Raw genomic sequence first — 17,884 nt, forward strand, 5'->3', positions numbered from 1 at the left:
GATAGGGTTAACGTTGTCCTGCATTATCAGTGACGAAAGTGCCGCATACCCGTAAACACCATGGCCATGCCGTGTTCGTTGGCGGCGGCGATTACTTCCTCGTCGCGGATCGAGCCACCTGGCTGGATTACGCAGCTGATGCCCACTGTGGCGGCGTTATCGATGCCATCCCGGAACGGGAAGAAGGCGTCGGAGGCCATGACGGCGCCCTTAACTTCCAGTCCCGCGTGCTCCGCCTTGATGGCGGCGATACGGGCGGAGTTGATGCGGCTCATCTGGCCCGCCCCCACACCGATAGTCCGGTTGTTTTTTGCGTAGACGATGGCGTTGGATTTCACCATTTTGGCTACCTTCCAGGCGAACAGTAGGTCTGCCAGCTCATCATCCGTGGGTTTCCGGTCGGTGAACACTTTCAGATCGGCGGCGGAGACCATGCCGTTATCTCGATCCTGTACCAGAAGGCCACCGTTAACCCGTTTGAAGTCAAAATTCTGTGGGCGGGTTTTGCCCCATTGGCCACACGCGAGCAGGCGCACGTTTTTCTTGCTGCTGACTGCGGTCACTGCCGCGTCAGAGACACTGGGAGCGATGATTACTTCCACAAACTGTTTTTCGCAGATGGCTTGGGCGGTGGCCGCATCCAGCTCGCGGTTGAAGGCGATAATGCCACCGAAGGCGGATTCCGGGTCAGTGGCAAAGGCCAGGTCATAGGCGGTCCCGATATCCGCTGCCACGGCCACGCCGCAGGGATTGGCGTGTTTGACGATCACGCAGGCGGGCTGGTCGAATTGCTTGACGCATTCCAGGGCTGCGTCAGTGTCGGCGATATTGTTGTAGGACAACTCCTTGCCTTGCAATTGACGGGCGGTGGCGACGCTGGCCTCCGCCGGACTGGCCTCCACGTAGAAGGCTGCCTTCTGGTGTGGATTCTCGCCGTAGCGCATTTCCTGAATTTTCAGAAACTGGGTGTTAAAGGTGTCGGGGAAGTCGCGTTTCTCGTTGGTGCCCGGCTCAAAATTGAAAGGGCGGGCACCGAAGTGGTTGGCGATCATGCCATCGTAGGCGGCAGTGTGCTCAAAGGCTTTGACCATCAGGCTGTAGCGCGTGTCATAACTGAGTTGGCCGCCGTTGGCCTGCATTTCATCCAGCACTGCACTGTAGTCGCCGGCATTGACCACAATGGCGACATCCTTGTGGTTTTTAGCCGCGGAGCGAACCATGGTAGGGCCGCCGATATCAATATTTTCAATGGCGGTTGGCAAATCGCAGGCGGGATCGGCCACGGTGGTGGCGAAGGGGTAGAGGTTTACCACCACCATGTCGATGGGCAATATGCCATGTTCATTCATGATGCTGTCATCGGTGCCACGGCGACCGAGGATGCCTCCATGCACTTTGGGATGAAGGGTTTTGACCCTGCCGTCCATCATTTCCGGGAATCCAGTGTAATCCGAGACTTCCCTGACACTGATGCCATTCTCGTTGAGTAGGCGGTAGGTGCCGCCTGTAGAGAGGACCTCGACTCCCTGACTGCACAATGCCCTAGCGAATTCAACAATGCCTGTCTTGTCCGAGACGCTGATCAGGGCGCGGGAAACTTTACGCAAGTCGCTCATATGGTCCTCAGTGTTGGTATTTTATAGTAGATTGTATTGTTTGAGTTTTTTTCGCAGTGTGCCACGGTTCAGGCCAAGCATTTCTGCCGCCTTGCTCTGGTTGTTGCGGGTATAGCTGAGCACCGCCTCAAGCAGGGGTTCCTCCACCTCTGTAAGTACCAGCTGGTACAAATCATTGGTCGGCTGTCCGTCCAGATGCAGGAAGTATTGTTGCAGTGCGGTTTCCACACAGAGGCGCAGGGATTTGTGATGGTGCGTGGTATCCGATGGCTCGGCACTTACCTCGGCCTGGATAGTGAATGTATCAATGGCGCTCATGCGGCTTGGTCCCAATTGTTCTGTCCTGCCAAGTAGGTGTGCAGGTGGTCTATTTGTTCGTTATGGTTGTCCAGCTGGTTGAAAGACCGGCGAAAGGTTTCACCGCCGGGCAGGCGTTCAACGTACCAGCCCACATGCTTGCGGGCAATCCGGATACCTGAATATTCCCCGTAGTGCCTGTGTATGGCGCGAATATGGTCAACCACCTGGGCAGCGAATTCCTGCCCGGAGAGGGATTCCGGTAGCGAGCCGTGTTCCAGGTAGTGATTGATCTCACGAAAGAGCCATGGATTGCCCTGGGCAGCGCGGCCAATCATCACGGCGGTGGCACCGGTGTGGTCAAGCACTGCTTTGGCATCCTTCGCAGAACGGATATCACCGTTGGCGAATACCGGGATATCGACTGATTGAACCACGCTCGCAATTGTGTCGTATTCAGCTTGGCCGTTGAAGCGACAGGCGCGGGTGCGTCCGTGGACAGCAAGCGCCTGGATGCCGCAGTCTTCGGCAATCCGGGCAATGTTGAGCGCGTTTCGATTTTGAGTGTCCCACCCGGTGCGAATTTTCAGCGTGACGGGGATGTCGACGGCCCTGACCACGGCGGAAAGAATAGCTGCTACCAACTTCTCATCCTGGAGCAATGACGACCCGGCTGCCCGTTTGCAAACTTTTTTGGCGGGGCAACCCATATTGATATCAATGATCTCGGCACCGAGCTCCCTGTTTTGTCGGGCGGCATCTGCCATGAGAGAGGGGATGCTGCCGGCAATCTGTACAGATCTAGGCGAGAGCTCATCCTTGTGGATCAGCCGCTGTTGGCTCTTCCGGGTGTGCCACAGGCGGGTATCGGAGGTGATCATCTCCGATACGGCCATGCCAGCACCCTGTGCTCGACAGAGTTGGCGAAATGGCAAATCTGTCACGCCGGCCATGGGTGCCAGTATGGTTCGTGATGCCAGCGCATGTTGACCAATCTTCACCAAGTTGGGTTGCCTCAATCTAAGCTCGGAAAAAACGGGGTGTTGATGATACCCGCTCTTGGCCGACGGAATAAAGATTATTTGGGAATGAATAGCAGATAACTGACGGCGTCCTGTCCGGGATCAATCAGCTCCAGCTTAAGTTTCACCGGTTGTCTGGCGGGCATCATGGTCATGTCGGCCAGGTCTCCGTGCAGGTATTCTTTGGGCTGAAAACGGCGTTGCGCAAGGATTTCCCCCTGCAGGTTTTCAAATCTTAGCACCAGCGACGGGAAAGGTTGTGCAAAGCTGGCCTCATTGATCAGGACAGCATCTACGCTCAGGGCATCGGGTATATCCGGGTGGCTGTAGACCATTAATTGATCGCTGCTGATTTTGTTCAGGTCCTGCAGGGGTGACAGTTCACAGCCCGCCACCTCGCAATAGCGGCCTATCCATTGCCGATTGCCCGGATCCTCGCCAATCACATCGGCGAAAAAATACAGGTACTGTGCAGCCAGCAGGGCGGAAGCCAATAGGGAAAGTGTCAGCCATAACCAGGTTTTTCGCCGGGGTCTGGCGGGGGGATAAAAGAGAGTTGTGTCGCTCTGCAGGTGCAGTGGATTATCTTCTACCACATCCTGTGGCGGATTTTCAGTGGCTTTGCCTGCCCGCTCTGTCGGTGAGTTATCTTCGGACTGCTGAGTGGATTCAGCTGTTGCTGAGTCGGGCCAGTGGATATCGATTTGTTCCGGAAGTCTTGCCTGGATGACCGTTTCGGCTTCAGGCTCATCCTGCTCCTGCTCCTGCTCCTGCTCCTGCTCCTGCTCCTGCTCCTGCTCCTGCTCCTGCTCCTGCTCCTGCTCCTGCTCCTGCTCCTGCTCCTGCTCCTGCTCCTGCTCCTGCTCCTGCTCCTGCTCCTGCTCCTGCTCCTGCTCCTGCTCCTGCTCCTGCTCCTGCTCCTGCTCCTGCTCCTGCTCCTGCTCCTGCTCCTGCTCCTGCTCCTGCTCCTGCTCCTGCTCCTGCTCCTGCTCCTGCTCCTGCTCCTGCTCCTGCTCCTGCTCCTGCTCCTGCTCCTGCTCCTGCTCCTGCTCCTGCTCCTGCTCCTGCTCCTGCTCCTGCTCCTGCTCCTGCTCCTGCTCCTGCTCCTGCTCCTGCTCCTGCTCCTGCTCCTGCTCCAAGTCATTGTGCTGATCGGAGCTTGCGATATGGGCAGGCATATCAGCCTGAGGCGCGTCGACGAGGTTTTCGCGCGCGTCAAACACCTTGAGGCAGGCGCCGCACCGAACCAGCCCGTTGGCCGCCTGAAGATGGGCTGGCATAGCCCGGAAAGAAAGCGAGCAACTGGGGCAGCGGGTGATGATTTCGTTCATGGTTGGTTGCCGGGAAATCGCCTGAGTCGGATTAGCGTGAACAGGCCGCTAGTTTAGCGGTATGACTCAGCGCTTGATAGCGGTGAGTCTGACCCATTGCTCACGGCTGGCAGGGGGGGCGAAATCAAACCAGGGCGCATAGGCAGACATGACTTCGTCGGCCTGGGTGTCAATGATACCGGAAAGGCAGAGGGCGCCACCGGGCAGGGTGAGCGCGTTCAGTTTCGGCGCCAGCGATACGAGCGGCCCCGCCAGGATGTTGGCGATGACCAGATCAGTGGCGACCTGTGGTGCCTGCTCCGGCAGGTAGGTCAGTACCTTTTCTGGCGCCAGCTTATTGCGCTGGGCGTTGTCTGTGGTCGCCAGCAGTGCCTGATGGTCGATATCAATGCAGTTGGCCGAGTCTGCACCGAGCAGCAGGGCGGCAATGGCGAGAATGCCGGAACCGCAGCCGTAATCAGTGACGGTTTTCCCGGCCAGCTCAATGCCGTCGAGCCACTGCAGGCAAAGAAAGGTGGTCGGGTGTGTGCCGGTGCCAAACGCGAGTCCCGGATCCAGTAGCATGTTGATTGATGAGGGTTCCGGTGGTGCGAGCCAGCTCGGGCAAATCCATAGGCGTTTACCGCAGCGGATAGGTTGGTAGTGTTGCATCCACTCCCGCTCCCAATCGCGATCTTCCAACGGTGACCAGCGGTAATCAGGCAGCTGGCTACCCAGCTGCGCTGCCAACAGATGAGTCACCTCGTCAATAGATATACCCGCATCGAACAGGCCGGTAATCCGGGTTTGCTGCCACAGGGGGGTTTCTCCCAGAGCGGGCTCCAGGATGGGTTGGTCAGCATTGTCTTCGAAGGTAACGGAGACGGCGCCGCTGTCCAGCAGGGCTTCTTCAATGGTTTCGGCAGATTGGCGCGAGCTGTTAATGATCAATTGTAGCCAGGGCATATGACCTCTGTGGAACAAAAAGCCCCGGTATACGGGGCCTGGTTAAGCTGACTGGCTGAAAGCTCAGTGATATTCCTGGGGTTATTCTAGAGATTGAGCTTTTTTTCCAGATAGTGAATGTTCACCCCGCCCTTGCGAAAGTTGGCATCACAGACCAAGTCCCGCTGCAGGGTAATATTAGTTTTGATCCCCTCGATGTGCAGCTCGTCGAGGGCGTTGGCCATGCGTGACAGAGCCGCTTCCCGGGTCTGGCCGTAAGTGATGATCTTGCCGACCAGCGAGTCGTAATAGGGTGGAACGGTATAGCCCGCATAGATGTGGGAGTCGACGCGTACCCCGTTGCCGCCGGGTGGGTGGTAGGCAGTAATTTTGCCGGGGCTGGGCATAAAGGTAACAGGATCTTCTGCGTTGATGCGGCATTCGAAGGAATGCCCCCGAAAGATGATGTCGCTCTGGCGAAGGCTGAGCTTTTCGCCACTGGCGATCAGCAGTTGCTGTTTGACTATATCGACCCCGGTAATCATTTCGGTGACCGGGTGCTCCACCTGAACCCGGGTGTTCATTTCGATAAAGAAGAACTGCCCGTTTTCGTAGAGAAACTCGAACGTGCCCGCCCCCCGGTAGCCAATTTTTACACAGGCGTTGACGCAGGCTTCCAGTACTTGCTGGCGCGCATCATCGGGAATGCCAGGTGCCGGGGCTTCTTCGAGTACTTTCTGGTGGCGCCGTTGCAGGGAGCAGTCGCGATCACCGAGGTGAATGGCATTCCCCTGGCCATCAGAAAGCACTTGGACCTCCACGTGACGGGGGTTTTCCAGGAATTTTTCCATGTAGACCGTTTCATCGCCAAAGGCAGATTTTGCCTCTGATCGGGTCACCTGAATGGCTTTCAGCAGTTCACTTTCTTCGCGCACCACTCGCATGCCTCGACCACCGCCCCCTGCGGCTGCTTTGATAATCACTGGGTAGCCCACTTCCAGACCAACAGCGCGGCTGCGATCTTCATCATCGGTGAGGGGGCCATTTGAACCCGGCACAGTGGGCACACCCGCCTTGCGCATGGCGTCAATGGCCGCGACCTTGTCGCCCATCATGCGGATTACACCAGCCGTGGGACCGATAAAGATAAAGCCGCTTTTTTCTACCTGCTCGGCAAAGTCAGCATTTTCAGCCAGAAAGCCGTAGCCGGGATGAACCGCATCGGCATTGGTGATTTCCATGGCGCTGATGATAGCGGGAACATTCAGGTAACTCTGGCTGGAGGGGTTGGGTCCGATGCAGACTGTTTCGTCGGCCAGCAGCACATGTTTCAGGTTGACGTCGGTCTTGGAGTGGGCGGCCACGGTTTTAATGCCGAGTTCCTTGCAAGCGCGCAGAATGCGCAGTGCAATTTCGCCCCGATTGGCAATAAGCACTTTTTTCAGCATTGCTGATGCTCCTGTGGGCTACGGCTCAAATAATCATGACCAGGGGTTGATCGAATTCAACGGGCTCGCCGTCTTCCACCAAAATGGCGCTAACGGTGCCGGCTTTGTCCGCTTCAATCTGGTTCATCATTTTCATGGCTTCGACAATGCAGAGTACTTCGCCAGCCTTGACCTGCTGGCCGACTTCTATGAAGGCGCTCGAGCCGGGTGACGGAGAGCGGTAAAAAGTGCCAACCATGGGTGATTTGACGGCATGGCCAGCGGGTTCGGCGGGCATTTCCGGCTCGGCAGTTGCCGTTGCCGCGCTCGTCGGGACAGCTTGCTGAGGTGCCTGCATCTGTGCGGGCATCATCATGGGCATCGACATGACGCCGGGGCCATTCCTGCTGATCCGGACAGACTCTTCGCCTTCCTTGATTTCGATTTCGCCAATATCGGACTCTTCGAGCAGTTCAATCAGCTTTTTGATTTTTCTAATATCCATCTGCGGTTGCTCCAAATGGTGTGAAAGTGTGAATCAGGAATCCAGTTGTTTCAGTGCGGCTTGCAGTGCCAGGCCATAGCCCAGGCCGCCCAGCCCGCAAATAACGCCTCTGGCGATGTCCGAGAAAAAAGATTGGTGCCGAAAGGCTTCGCGAGCATGTACATTGGACAGGTGAACTTCTATAAAGGGGATATCAACGGCCAGTAGTGCGTCGCGCAGGGCAATGCTGGAGTGTGTTAGCGCCGCAGGGTTGAGAATAATAAAGTTCACACCTTCCCTGCTGGCTTCATGTACCCGTTCCACCAGCTCGTATTCAGCATTGCTCTGTAGTGTCAGCAGATGGTGCCCCTGTTCCGCCGCCTGATCGATCAGCTGTTGGTTGATATCCTGCAGAGTTTCGCTGCCGTACAGGGTTGGCTCGCGAGTACCGAGGAGATTCAGGTTGGGGCCGTGTAATACCAGTATGGTGGCCATAGTGTCCCCGCCGGTGGGATGTCATGAGAGAATTAACGAAGACCAGCTTCTGGGGCTGGTCAATGGGTGGAAGTCTGCAACAAAAATGAAAAGCTGTCCAATTTTTTATATTTTGCGGATTTTAGCTTCTTTTTGACACATGTTTAACGAAAATAACTGTTTTATCGCTATTGGTCTCAACTTGATCGGGCAGTTTTATGCCTGTTTTCCGGTAGTTGGCTGAGGATGGCAGCAAATTCTTGATATATTCAGCAACTTCTTTGAAATGTGGCTTATTCTGTCGCCAACTGTGGCGATATGGCGGCCATTACGGTGCTTTCTGTCAGTAGTTGAGGCAAAATCACGGGCTGGCGGTGTCCTTTTCGGTAAAACAGGTAAAGGGGCACACCAGATCGCTGATGGAGATTGAGTAGCTGGGTGATCTCTGGATTATAGTTGGTCCAGTCACCCTTGAGGTACGTGATCTGTTGCTCGGCAAAAGCCGAAGTGATACGTGTGGAGCTCAACGCCATTTTTTCATTGGCGAGACAGGTGATACACCAGTCGGCCGTGAGATTGACGAAAACGGCGTCGCCCTGATCAAGCAGCTGCTGCAGTCTCGTTTCGGTATAGGGTTCCCAGTGGGTGGCCTGTGTCCCGCTGCCCCGGTAAGTTTGCCAGGGGAGAATCAGGGCAATGATGACGGCAGTCATCGCAACCAGTCGGGTGAATGGTGTTTTGCGCAGTTTGAGCAGCCAGAGGGCAAAGAGTATCAGGATAATACCCGTGACCATCGCGATGACCGTGTCGCTTCCCGCTTGCCTGCCCAGTACCCAGAGGAGCCATGCACCACTCAGGTAAAGGGGGAAGGCGAGGAACTCCTTGAACGTTACCATCCAGGGGCCGGGGCGGGGTAGCCTGGTGCCCAGCCATGGCCACCAGGACAGTAAGAGCAGCGGTAGCGCCATACCCAGACCCAGAAACATAAACACTGACAATGCTATCCAGACCGGCTGTACCAGCGCAAAGCCCAGTGCTGCTCCCATGAAAGGTGCTGTGCAGGGGCTGGCAACGACAGTGGCCAGCAAACCCGTCATGAAGGAGGATTGCAGGCTGTAGCCTGTGGTGGTGGTGTGGCCCAGGTTCATCAGTCCCGTACCCAGCGTGAGTAGTCCGGAAAAGCTCAAACCCATCAGGATGAAAAGATAAGCCAGCAGGCCGACAAACACCGGTGATTGCAGCTGGAAGCCCCAGCCCACTGCCTCACCTGTTTGCCGCAGTGCAATGAGAAGTCCTGCGATGGCGACGAAGCTGAGCACGACGCCCAGTGTGTACGCCAGGCCGTGCAGATGTCGGCCATGGGGGCTGAGATGATGGCTGGTGAGACTCAGTGCCTTGATCGAGAGTACTGGAAAAACACAGGGCATCAGGTTGAGAATGATGCCGCCCAGTAGCGCAAACAACAGGATGAGGTAAAGGCTTGTGGCGGACGAGGGCACTGGGGGCGGTTCCGCTGCCATAGCCACCGAGTCGACATCGGCGATGGATGCGATGCCGGTGTCCGGATCAATAGTGATTTTCTGGGTTCGGGGCGGGTAGCAGAGCCCCGCATCGGCGCATCCCTGAGACTCGACGAACAGGGTGCGAGCAGAAGGAGGCAGTGGCAGGTCAAAGGTAACCTGTTCATAATAAACGGTTAGCTCTCTTTCATAGTACTCGTCATAAATCTGCTTTCCCGCCGGAAAGTCTGGTTTGGCCTCAATCGGTTGCCAATCGTGGTCAAGCAGCTCAAAGCGGTGTTGGTAGAGGTAATAACCCGGCGCGATTTGCCAGTCCAGTGACAGTTGCCCGGCCTCTGTGGATGCTTCCAGCTGATAGGCCTCGTCAATGGGTAGGAAGGTGGCATCGGCTCCCAGTAGGTTGGCTGATGAGGACGAAGGGAATATCTGCTCTGCATTGGTGAGGCAGGCGACGGACAACAGAAAAATTGTCAGGATACTGGGGAGCCGTTGATGCATTCGGACTTCTCTGTAATGTTGTGGTCGTTTATTGCGGCCTGTAAATGCGGATTGAATCACCGCCCTTGAGCGAGCATTAAAAAATCTACGGCAGCGGGCAGCCATCAATATGCAGACCTTGTGACAGGCATTTGCGGAATCAGTTCGTATTGTACGGAGCCAGCGAGATAGAGGCGAGTCATTTGCCGGTACCAATGGCAGTGTTATAGTCGTCACCCAGAGCAGGAGAGAACGACTTGTCATTTTTGAAACGTTATTTTGTTATTTTTCCAATACTGCTAATGGCCCAGGTCAACGCCGGGGAACTGTTGGTGAGTGAGGCCTATATCCGGGGGTTGCCTCCGGGTCAGACGGTTACTGCGGCCTTTATGACGATCCGGAACGGCTACAATCATGATTGCCGCTTGCTGGGCGCCGACACACCGGTCGCCGATCGTGCTGAACTTCACCAGCACAGTCACCAGGGCGGTGTCATGTCCATGCGCCGGGTTCCGGGGCTGAGTATTCCCGCCGGTAGCCAGGTGAACCTGAAGCCAGGCGGTTACCATCTCATGCTGTTTGGTCTGAAGACGCCTCTGGTGGATGGAGAGGCGCATCCCCTCAGCCTGTTGTTTGAAACCTGCCCTGACGTTCAACTCAACGTTCCTGTGCGCGATGTATTACGAGAAGGTGGTGGCCGATGAAGATGACCGACAAGATCAAGTCATGGCGCAATGGCATTGCCGATGATGCCCGGGAGTTTCGTGCCGAGGGGGCTGTAACCGGTTTTCCCTGGTGGCGTACGGCCCTGTGGTTAGTAGGCGTATATCTGCTGGTGGTCTTCCTGATCGGATGGTATTGGACAGAAGAGCCACCATTATTTGATGTCAGTGAAAATGCTGCCCAGCGGGCTGAACGTCAGGTGTCGGGCAGCACCGCTACGGCCACCCTGATTACGGTAATTGAAACCCTGCTGGAAAAACGCGGCGGGTATTTGAGCAATGATATTGCGCCGCCCGGGATCTGGCTGGATAACCTGCCGAACTGGGAGTACGGGGTCATTATTCAGGTGCGTGATTTCAGTAAGGCCATGCGTGAGGCATTCAGCCGATCACGCTCCCAGTCTACTGAGGACGGTGATCTGGCATTGGCAGAACCACGTTTGAACTTCGACCATCACAGCTGGGTATTGCCTGCGACGGAGTCGGAGTACCGGGCCGGAATCCGCTATCTTGAAAGCTATCTAGCACGACTGGCTGACGACAATACCGGTGCGAGGTTCTACCCGCGCGCTGACAGCCTGCGCTACTGGCTGGGCACCGTCGAAACCCGTCTGGGGAGTCTCTCGCAGAGACTTAGTGCGAGTGTCGGTCAACGGCGAATTAATATGGACCAGATAGATATGGACAGGCAGGATACCTCAGGTCAGGCTTTTGAGGTCAATGTTAAAACGCCCTGGTTGGAGCTGGATGACGTCTTTTATGAGGCAAGAGGCACCACCTGGGCGCTGGTTCATCTACTCAAGGCCGTTGAGGTGGAGTTTGATGAAGTGTTGCGCAAGAAAAATGCCAGGGTCGGGTTGCAGCAGATTATTCGTGAGCTGGAATCGAGCCAGGAGCCTGTCTATAGCCCGATGGTGCTGAATGGTGGTGGGTTTGGCCTGCTGGCCAATCATTCACTGGTGATGGCGTCCTACGTCAGCCGGGCCAATGCTTCGATTATAGACTTGCGAGACCTGCTTGATCAGGGTTGATCGCGCTGTTTTGAGCAACAGCGTCAAAAGTGACTATGGTGCCTGCGACCTATGAGTGTTGATATCCAGTCTGAGTTCAGGCGTGATGCGCTGTTTGATCGCAGTCTGGAGAATGTGTTGCTCAACACCCAAACGGTGGGCGTGTTGTTGCTGGACAGTCGTCTGGTGATCAGATACTGGAATCAATGGTTGGGAGACTGGACCGGTATGTCGCCGGCAGATGTAGCCCAGCGCGCTTTTGACTCACTGTTCCCCGCTCTGGTTGGCGGTCCATTTGCCCAGGCGATAGATGAGGCCTTGTTTCAGGGTGTCGATACCCATTGGAATCAACGGGAGAATCCGGATTTTCTCGATTCGACCGATTCGATCATGGCAGGCAATCGTCGCGAGTTGCCCCTGCATCGCGTGAGCTTTACACCACTGGAATTACCCGATGTCGGCCACTGTTGTCTGATTCAGATAGACGAAGCGCCGTTTGACGCAACGCTGGATAAGGCGGTGCTCAAAGAGGAGTCCCGGCGAACGCCGACTTCAGCCGGTCAACGGTTTTCCGCCTACCTGGACACCGATCAGGTGCCCCTGCTGTTGCTGGACAGTCACCACCTTGTTCTGGATGGGAACGCACCACTGGAAGCCCTGTTTGGTTACAGTATTAGGCAACTAAAAAACAGACCGTTGCGGGTTTTGCTGCCGAGCATTAGTGCCGAGCTTGCCGATGATATCAAGGTGGTGCTGGAGGGCGGCGAAGAAAGGGAGCAGGGGGTTGCCCTGGAAGGGGCTACTGCGGATGGTGAAAACCTGTTGCTCAGGGTGAGCTGTTTCCCGTCCGTTACTCATCGTGATTGTCATGTGTTGCTGTTTCAGGATATTACACTTCAGTCGGCCAATCTTGAGGCCTTGTTCCATCAGCGAAAATTAATCAATACGGTGTTCAGTCAAGTGGTGGACGGTATTTTGTTGACCGACCGACACGGTCTTGTCGAGCATCTCAACCCCATTGGCATGGAACTGCTGGGCATCAACGATCCCCAGCCCAACCGTTATATTGATGATCTGATGACCTTGCTCAGTGAGTCCGGTGAGCCTGTGGAATCCCCCTGCCGGTCGGCTCTGACCCGCGGCAAGCCCGTCTCTGTTGTCGATAACGCCATGCTTTCTGTGCCGGGCCAACAACCTTTTCCAGTGGTAGCCACGGCGACACCACTGCGCAACCGGCTCAATCAGGTAACTGGTACCGTATTGGTGTTTCGCTCTGTCAGTGAAGCGCGACGGATCTCGACCCGCCTTACTTGGCAGGCGACTCACGACCCTCTCACTCAGTTGGCCAACCGTCGCCATCTGGAGAATGAGATCCTGCGGTCCATTGATGTGGCGCACTCAGACGACAGTACCCATACCCTGTTGTACATCGACCTCTATAATTTCTCCGTCATCAATGACACCTGCGGTCACAATGCCGGGGATGAGTTGCTCTGCCAGTTTGCCCGATTGCTCGAAAAGCAGGCCGAAAGCAGGGATGTGGTGGCGAGAATTGGCAACGATGAGTTTGCACTGTTACTGAATGATCGCACGGTGGAAGAGAGCCGTGAGGTCGCAGAGCAGCTCCTCTGGCAGATCAAGGCGTTCAGTTTTCCTTGGGAGGAGCGGCGCCTGAAGATAGGTGCCAGCATTGGTGCCAAGGTGATTGACCGCAATACAGTTTCTGAAATTGATGTGCTGGTGGCGGCAGGCACGTCCTGTGCTGCTGCCAAGGAATCGGGTCGCAATCGGATCAACTTTCAGTATCGCAGTGTCGAGGTGGCAGAGCGCCACAGTCTCGCTGAATGGATCCCCGTGATTACCGACGCGCTGGAGGAGGATCGCTTTGTCTTGTACTGCCAGCCGATTGTGCCGGTGGCAAGTCAGGACAAGGCCGCAGTTCGGCACTATGAAGTGCTGGTTCGCATGGTTGATCGCGATGGTTCCATCATCCTGCCGGGAAAATTCATTCCCGCCGCCGAGCATTATGGTTTGGTGGAAGAAATCGATCGCTGGGTGCTGAACAATATCTTCGCCTACCTGGAAAACAGTGCAAAGGCTGACCAGCGCTTCGCCGTAAATCTCTCAGGTAACACGATCAGTGATGAGGATCTTAAGGATTACATCATTGGCAAGTTTGAGACCACCGGTGTCAGTCCTTCGCAGTTGCAATTTGAAGTGACAGAGACCGCTGCTATCAGGCATTTCGACCGTGCCATGGACCTGATTCATGCCCTCAAGGACCTGGGTTGTTATTTTTCACTGGATGATTTTGGTAGCGGTCTCTCGTCACTGGGCTATCTCAAGGAGCTGCCGGTGGATTACCTGAAAATTGATGGCAGTTTCATCCGGACCATGGAATTAAACGAAGTGGGCTACTCCATGGTCAGCACCATTAATCACCTGGGGCATATCATGGGTATTGCTACTATTGCCGAATGTGTGGAAAACAGTACCCAGTTATCGATGCTTCAGGAAATTGGTGTGGATTACGCTCAGGGTTTTCTGATTGCCCGCCCGAAGCCGTTGGTTCAATTATCCTGATTCAGCTGCTGCGCCGACATGACCATTGTCGAGCAGGTTGAGCAGATGCGGGTATTGTTGATGGTCGAGTCGGGGACCATATTGGCTGACCACGCTGGCTGATGCCATGCTGGCGAGATGGCCGGCCACCTCGTGGCTGTGACCCTGTGTGATGGCGTAGAGAAACGCACCGGCAAACATATCGCCGGCACCGTTACTGTCCACGGCGGTCACGGGGTAAGGCGGGATAGGGATCAGGGCATTGCCGTCGTAAACCAGAGCACCCTCCGCGCCGAGCGTGATAACAAAGGTTTTGGCGATCGTCTGAAGTCTTTCGGCGGCGGTGTCCAATATGTCTGTTCCGGTCCAGCCCAGTGCTTCGTCGCTGTTGCAAAACAGTAAATCGACCTGCTCACCGATCATGTCCTGCAGGCCGCCTTTGAAAAAAGCCACCATGCCGGGATCCGAGAGGCTCAGGGCCGTTTTGACGCCCTGCTGTTCGGCGATCTCCCTGGCGCGGATAGCTGCAGCACGGCCGGTTTCTGACGTGACCAGATAACCCTCGAGGTAAAGGTATTCCGACTGTGCGATCGCCTCGTGATTCAGCTCGGTTTCGGACAGGGTTTCGCTGATGCCGAGATAGGTGTTCATGGAGCGTTCGGCATCCGGTGTAATCAGTACTAGGCATTTACCGGTAATACCACTCGGCAGTTCACCATCGGTGTGGTAATCCACGCCGGCATTACTCAGGTCATCGAGGTAAAAGCGGCCGTTGTCGTCGTTGGCCACCTTGCAGGAGTAGAATGTCTTGCCACCAAAACAGCTAACCGCAATGATGGTGTTGGCGGCGGAGCCTCCGCTCGCTCTGCGACAGGCCGTCAGGTGATCCGAGAGTTGCTCCACCAGTTCAGACTGGCGCTCCTCATCGACCAGAGTCATGAGACCCTTGTCAACGCTGAGTTGTTGCAGGTCGTTATCGGTGACCTCTATCTCAGTATCCACCAGCGCGGCGCCGATACCATAGACGTGATATTTCTTTTTCATAAACTTGTGGCATTGAGGAAATCGACGGGGCGGCTATTATGCCCCGCTGACATCAGGAGTAAAGGTCGCCGGGCAGATACATTGTTGGCGATGTGGTAATTTGCAGGAGAATATGGTGGCCAGAAGGCGAAAGAAAAGCAGCAAGCGGGTGACCCGGGTACGCAGTGGACGACGCTGGCTAACAGGTCTGCTGATATTGCTAACTCTGATTGCAGCGGTGTCACTGCTGGTACTCGACGCCATGGTGTATCAGAAGTTTTCCGGGAAGAAATGGTCCCTTGCCTCCCATGTCTACAGCCGGGCACTGGAATTGTACCCCGGCCAGGCGCTCGCCCGTAAAGACTTGCAGTGGGAGCTGGAGAAGCTGGGCTACCAGCGGGTCACTGCCGCAAAAAAACCGGGGCAGTACAGCGTGGCGGCCGAACGAATCGAGCTGTTTTCCCGGGGGTTTGAGTTTTGGGATGGCAAGGAATCCGCCCAATTGATGCGGTTGAGTTTTGCCGGCCAGAAAATCCGTGCGCTGACCGATGCCACTGGCAAACCTGTTGATCTGGCTCGACTTGAGCCGATGGTGATGGGTGGCATCTACCCTGCCCACAAAGAGGATCGGGAGCTGGTCAAGCTCAGCCAGTTGCCGCCATCGCTGGCTGATGCACTGCTGGCCGTGGAGGACCAGAATTTCTACGACCATTACGGTGTTTCCTTTCGGGGCATTGCCCGCGCCATGCTGGCGAACCTGAAACAGGGCCGTGTGGCCCAGGGCGGTAGCACGTTGACCCAGCAGCTGGTCAAAAATTTCTACCTGAGTCACGAGCGCACCCTGTCGCGGAAACTGATGGAAGTGGTCATGGCTGTGATGCTGGAAATGCATTTCAGCAAGGACGAAATTCTCGAAACCTACATCAATGAAGTCTATCTGGGGCAGTCAGGTGCTCGGGCGGTGCACGGCTTTGGTTTGGCCAGCCGCCATTATTTCCAGCAGTCGATAACCGATCTGGATGTGCACCAGGTAGCGCTGCTGGTGGGTATGGTCAAAGGTGCCTCCTACTACAATCCGTGGCGTCAGCCGGAGCGGGCCATGGCCCGCCGTAATCTGGTGTTGGGAATGATGGCTGAGCAGGGCTTGCTGGATGCCGAGAGAGCCCGCTTGGCTCAGCAGCAGCCGCTGGATGTGATGGCGCAGTCCGATGGGGGCGGGCGTTGGCAGTACCCGGCGTATCTGGAGCTGGTGAAGCGCCAGCTGCGTCAGGATTACAAGGAGTCAGACCTGCAGACCGAGGGGCTGCGGATCTTCACTCACTTTGACCCTCAGGTACAACGCAAACTGGAACAGCGGATGACCAGCCGTATCGGCAACCTTGAATCCGGTTACCGTATCGAGCAGGGCAAGTTGCAGGGCGCTGCCGTGATTGTCCGGGTCGGAGCCGGGGAAGTGGTCGCCGTGGCCGGTGATCGACAGGCGGGTTATGCCGGTTTCAACCGCGCCCTGGATGCGCGACGCCAGATCGGTTCCACAATCAAACCGGCGGTTTATCTCAGCGCCCTGTCCCAGCCATCTCGTTATACCATCGCATCCATGATTGATGACAGCGAGCTATCCGTGAATTTGCCCAATGGCGATGTTTGGCAACCAAAGAATTACGCGCGGGAAAGTCACGGTCCGGTACCGCTCTATGAAGCGCTGGCCAATTCCTATAATCAGGCCACCGCCCGATTGGGAATGGATGTTGGCGTCGATCGCGTAGCCGAGACGGTCAGGCAGTTGGGTTATCAGGGCTCACTGCCGGCACTGCCGTCCCTGACCCTGGGGGCTGTGGCCATGTCTCCTCTGGAGGTCTCTCAAATTTATCATACGATTGCAGCCAATGGTTTCTACTCGCCACTGCGCGCCATTAACTCGGTTTTTACCTCCGTCAATGTGCCACTGAAACGCTACCCCTTCGAGGGGGAGCAGCGTCTTGATCCAAAATCCATGCACCTCCTGCACTATGCATTGCAGGTTGTCTTACGCGAAGGTACCGGAAAAACGGCCTATCAACGGCTGCCGGGGGAGCTGATGTTGGGCGGAAAAACCGGTACCACTAACGATCAGCGAGACAGCTGGTTTGCCGGCTTCAGCGGCAATTATCTGAGCGTGGTCTGGTTGGGGCGGGACGACAATGGCATGATGCCCTTGACCGGCGGCACTGGTGCTCTGCAGCTCTGGACCGACATTATGACGACGCTGGACAATCGCTCCATGGTTTTCAATCAGCCTGAGGGCGTTAGCTATTATTGGGTCGAACCCGAGGCTGGCCTCCTTAGTAGAGAGGGTTGTGCTGGTGCCAGGTACCTGCCGTTTATCGATGGCAGCCAGCCTACCCGGCAAAGTACCTGTCGCCCGAGTGCGATTGACGGCGTCATGGATTGGTTAAAGGATAAATTTCGATGGTAAACCCTATTCCTAAAGGCCTCCTGTTCGTGGTGTGGATGGTCGTTGCACTGGTCAGTGGTTGTGCGCCTGTTTATGCGCCCATCACTGAGTCGGGTTCCACTCCGCCACCGGAGGCTACCCCACCGTCGCCAGAAACCGAGCGGTCTCCGCCGGTTGCTGTGCCCGATGACGACGATAGGCGAATCACCCCTTCAGAGCCGGTTCAAGTGGCGCCAGGGGGCGCGGTAAGACGCCTGCTTGAAGAAGCCTGGCGGTACAATAAAGCCGGGGATTATGATCGCTCGAATGCCGTGGCTGAACGAGCGCTGCGTATTAATCATACTGAGCCGGAGGTCTATCTCGTGATGGCGTCTAACTATTTTGCCATGACCCGGTTGAGCCTGGCGGAACAACTGGCGCGACAGGGCCTACCTCTGGCCGGGCGGAATCCTGCCGTCAAGGCTGACCTCCAGTCACTGCTCGCGCGCATCAATGCACTTAAGTAGCACGACAGTAGCGCGATTTTCTTTAGATGTTGAGATCGACTTGTTTTTCCAGTTA

15 protein-coding genes are annotated in these 17,884 nt (G+C 56.0%); 5 read left to right on the top strand and 10 right to left on the bottom strand.

The annotated features are described in order from the left end of the window. Positions 1 to 26 precede the first annotated feature (26 nt). The 9 genes from purH to U740_RS03625 all read right to left on the bottom strand — a co-directional run bounded on the left by purH (position 27) and on the right by U740_RS03625 (position 9,593). Positions 27 to 1,616: a bifunctional phosphoribosylaminoimidazolecarboxamide formyltransferase/IMP cyclohydrolase gene (gene purH, locus U740_RS03585; protein WP_036859023.1), complete on the bottom strand. Its 1,590-nt coding sequence runs from the start codon at positions 1,614 to 1,616 to the stop codon at positions 27 to 29. 21 nt (positions 1,617 to 1,637) lie between these two features. Beyond that, a complete protein-coding gene (gene fis, locus U740_RS03590; RefSeq protein WP_036859026.1) occupies positions 1,638 to 1,934 on the bottom strand; it encodes a DNA-binding transcriptional regulator Fis in 297 nt (98 codons plus the stop codon). Continuing rightward, a complete protein-coding gene (gene dusB / locus U740_RS03595) occupies positions 1,931 to 2,917 on the bottom strand; it encodes a tRNA dihydrouridine synthase DusB (RefSeq protein WP_036859028.1) in 987 nt (328 codons plus the stop codon). The genes fis and dusB overlap by 4 nt, the downstream gene beginning before the upstream one ends. A gap of 74 nt (positions 2,918 to 2,991) precedes the next feature. Next, positions 2,992 to 4,266 carry a zinc-ribbon and DUF3426 domain-containing protein gene (locus tag U740_RS11785; RefSeq protein ID WP_051921179.1) on the bottom strand — a complete coding sequence of 425 codons (1,275 nt, stop codon included), beginning with the start codon at positions 4,264 to 4,266 and terminating at the stop codon, positions 2,992 to 2,994. A gap of 66 nt (positions 4,267 to 4,332) precedes the next feature. Then, positions 4,333 to 5,211, bottom strand: coding sequence for a 50S ribosomal protein L11 methyltransferase (gene prmA, locus U740_RS03605; RefSeq protein ID WP_036859029.1), 879 nt, complete (start codon positions 5,209 to 5,211; stop codon positions 4,333 to 4,335). Between the two features lie 86 nt (positions 5,212 to 5,297). Further along, the gene (gene accC, locus U740_RS03610) at positions 5,298 to 6,638 is read right to left on the bottom strand and encodes an acetyl-CoA carboxylase biotin carboxylase subunit (protein WP_036859031.1); all 1,341 of its coding nucleotides are present in this window, start codon (positions 6,636 to 6,638) and stop codon (positions 5,298 to 5,300) included. 25 nt (positions 6,639 to 6,663) lie between these two features. After that, entirely contained in the window at positions 6,664 to 7,122 is a 459-nt protein-coding gene (gene accB / locus U740_RS03615) for an acetyl-CoA carboxylase biotin carboxyl carrier protein (RefSeq protein ID WP_036859033.1), read from the bottom strand. A 33-nt stretch (positions 7,123 to 7,155) separates the two neighbouring features. Beyond that, complete coding sequence (aroQ, locus tag U740_RS03620; RefSeq protein ID WP_036859036.1) at positions 7,156 to 7,596, bottom strand: type II 3-dehydroquinate dehydratase; 441 nt, start codon at positions 7,594 to 7,596, stop codon at positions 7,156 to 7,158. 272 nt (positions 7,597 to 7,868) lie between these two features. Then, complete coding sequence (locus U740_RS03625) at positions 7,869 to 9,593, bottom strand: protein-disulfide reductase DsbD family protein (RefSeq protein WP_036859037.1); 1,725 nt, start codon at positions 9,591 to 9,593, stop codon at positions 7,869 to 7,871. A 236-nt stretch (positions 9,594 to 9,829) separates the two neighbouring features. Here U740_RS03625 and U740_RS03630 point away from each other — a divergent pair, with 236 nt between their 5' ends. Genes U740_RS03630 through U740_RS03640 form a run of 3 tightly spaced genes read left to right on the top strand, consistent with a single transcriptional unit; the run spans position 9,830 to position 13,887 of the window. Then, a complete protein-coding gene (locus U740_RS03630) occupies positions 9,830 to 10,276 on the top strand; it encodes a copper chaperone PCu(A)C (RefSeq protein ID WP_051921180.1) in 447 nt (148 codons plus the stop codon). Continuing rightward, positions 10,273 to 11,325, top strand: coding sequence for a DUF2333 family protein (locus tag U740_RS03635; protein ID WP_200877033.1), 1,053 nt, complete (start codon positions 10,273 to 10,275; stop codon positions 11,323 to 11,325). Before U740_RS03630 ends, U740_RS03635 begins: the two co-directional genes overlap by 4 nt. A 51-nt stretch (positions 11,326 to 11,376) precedes the next feature. After that, positions 11,377 to 13,887 carry a sensor domain-containing protein gene (locus U740_RS03640; RefSeq protein ID WP_051921181.1) on the top strand — a complete coding sequence of 837 codons (2,511 nt, stop codon included), beginning with the start codon at positions 11,377 to 11,379 and terminating at the stop codon, positions 13,885 to 13,887. Here the strand turns inward: U740_RS03640 and U740_RS03645 are convergent. Continuing rightward, positions 13,879 to 14,910, bottom strand: coding sequence for an adenosine kinase (locus tag U740_RS03645; RefSeq protein ID WP_036859038.1), 1,032 nt, complete (start codon positions 14,908 to 14,910; stop codon positions 13,879 to 13,881). The genes U740_RS03640 and U740_RS03645 overlap by 9 nt on opposite strands. 115 nt (positions 14,911 to 15,025) lie before the next feature. Between U740_RS03645 and mrcB the strand changes: the two genes are divergently transcribed. Then, a complete protein-coding gene (mrcB, locus tag U740_RS03650; protein ID WP_160172038.1) occupies positions 15,026 to 17,344 on the top strand; it encodes a penicillin-binding protein 1B in 2,319 nt (772 codons plus the stop codon). Beyond that, entirely contained in the window at positions 17,338 to 17,829 is a 492-nt protein-coding gene (locus U740_RS03655; RefSeq protein ID WP_036859041.1) for a tetratricopeptide repeat protein, read from the top strand. The genes mrcB and U740_RS03655 overlap by 7 nt, the downstream gene beginning before the upstream one ends. The last annotated feature ends 55 nt before the right edge of the window (positions 17,830 to 17,884 follow it).

The sequence above is a fragment of the Porticoccus hydrocarbonoclasticus MCTG13d genome, from assembly GCF_000744735.1.
GTDB lineage: Bacteria > Pseudomonadota > Gammaproteobacteria > Pseudomonadales > Porticoccaceae > Porticoccus > Porticoccus hydrocarbonoclasticus.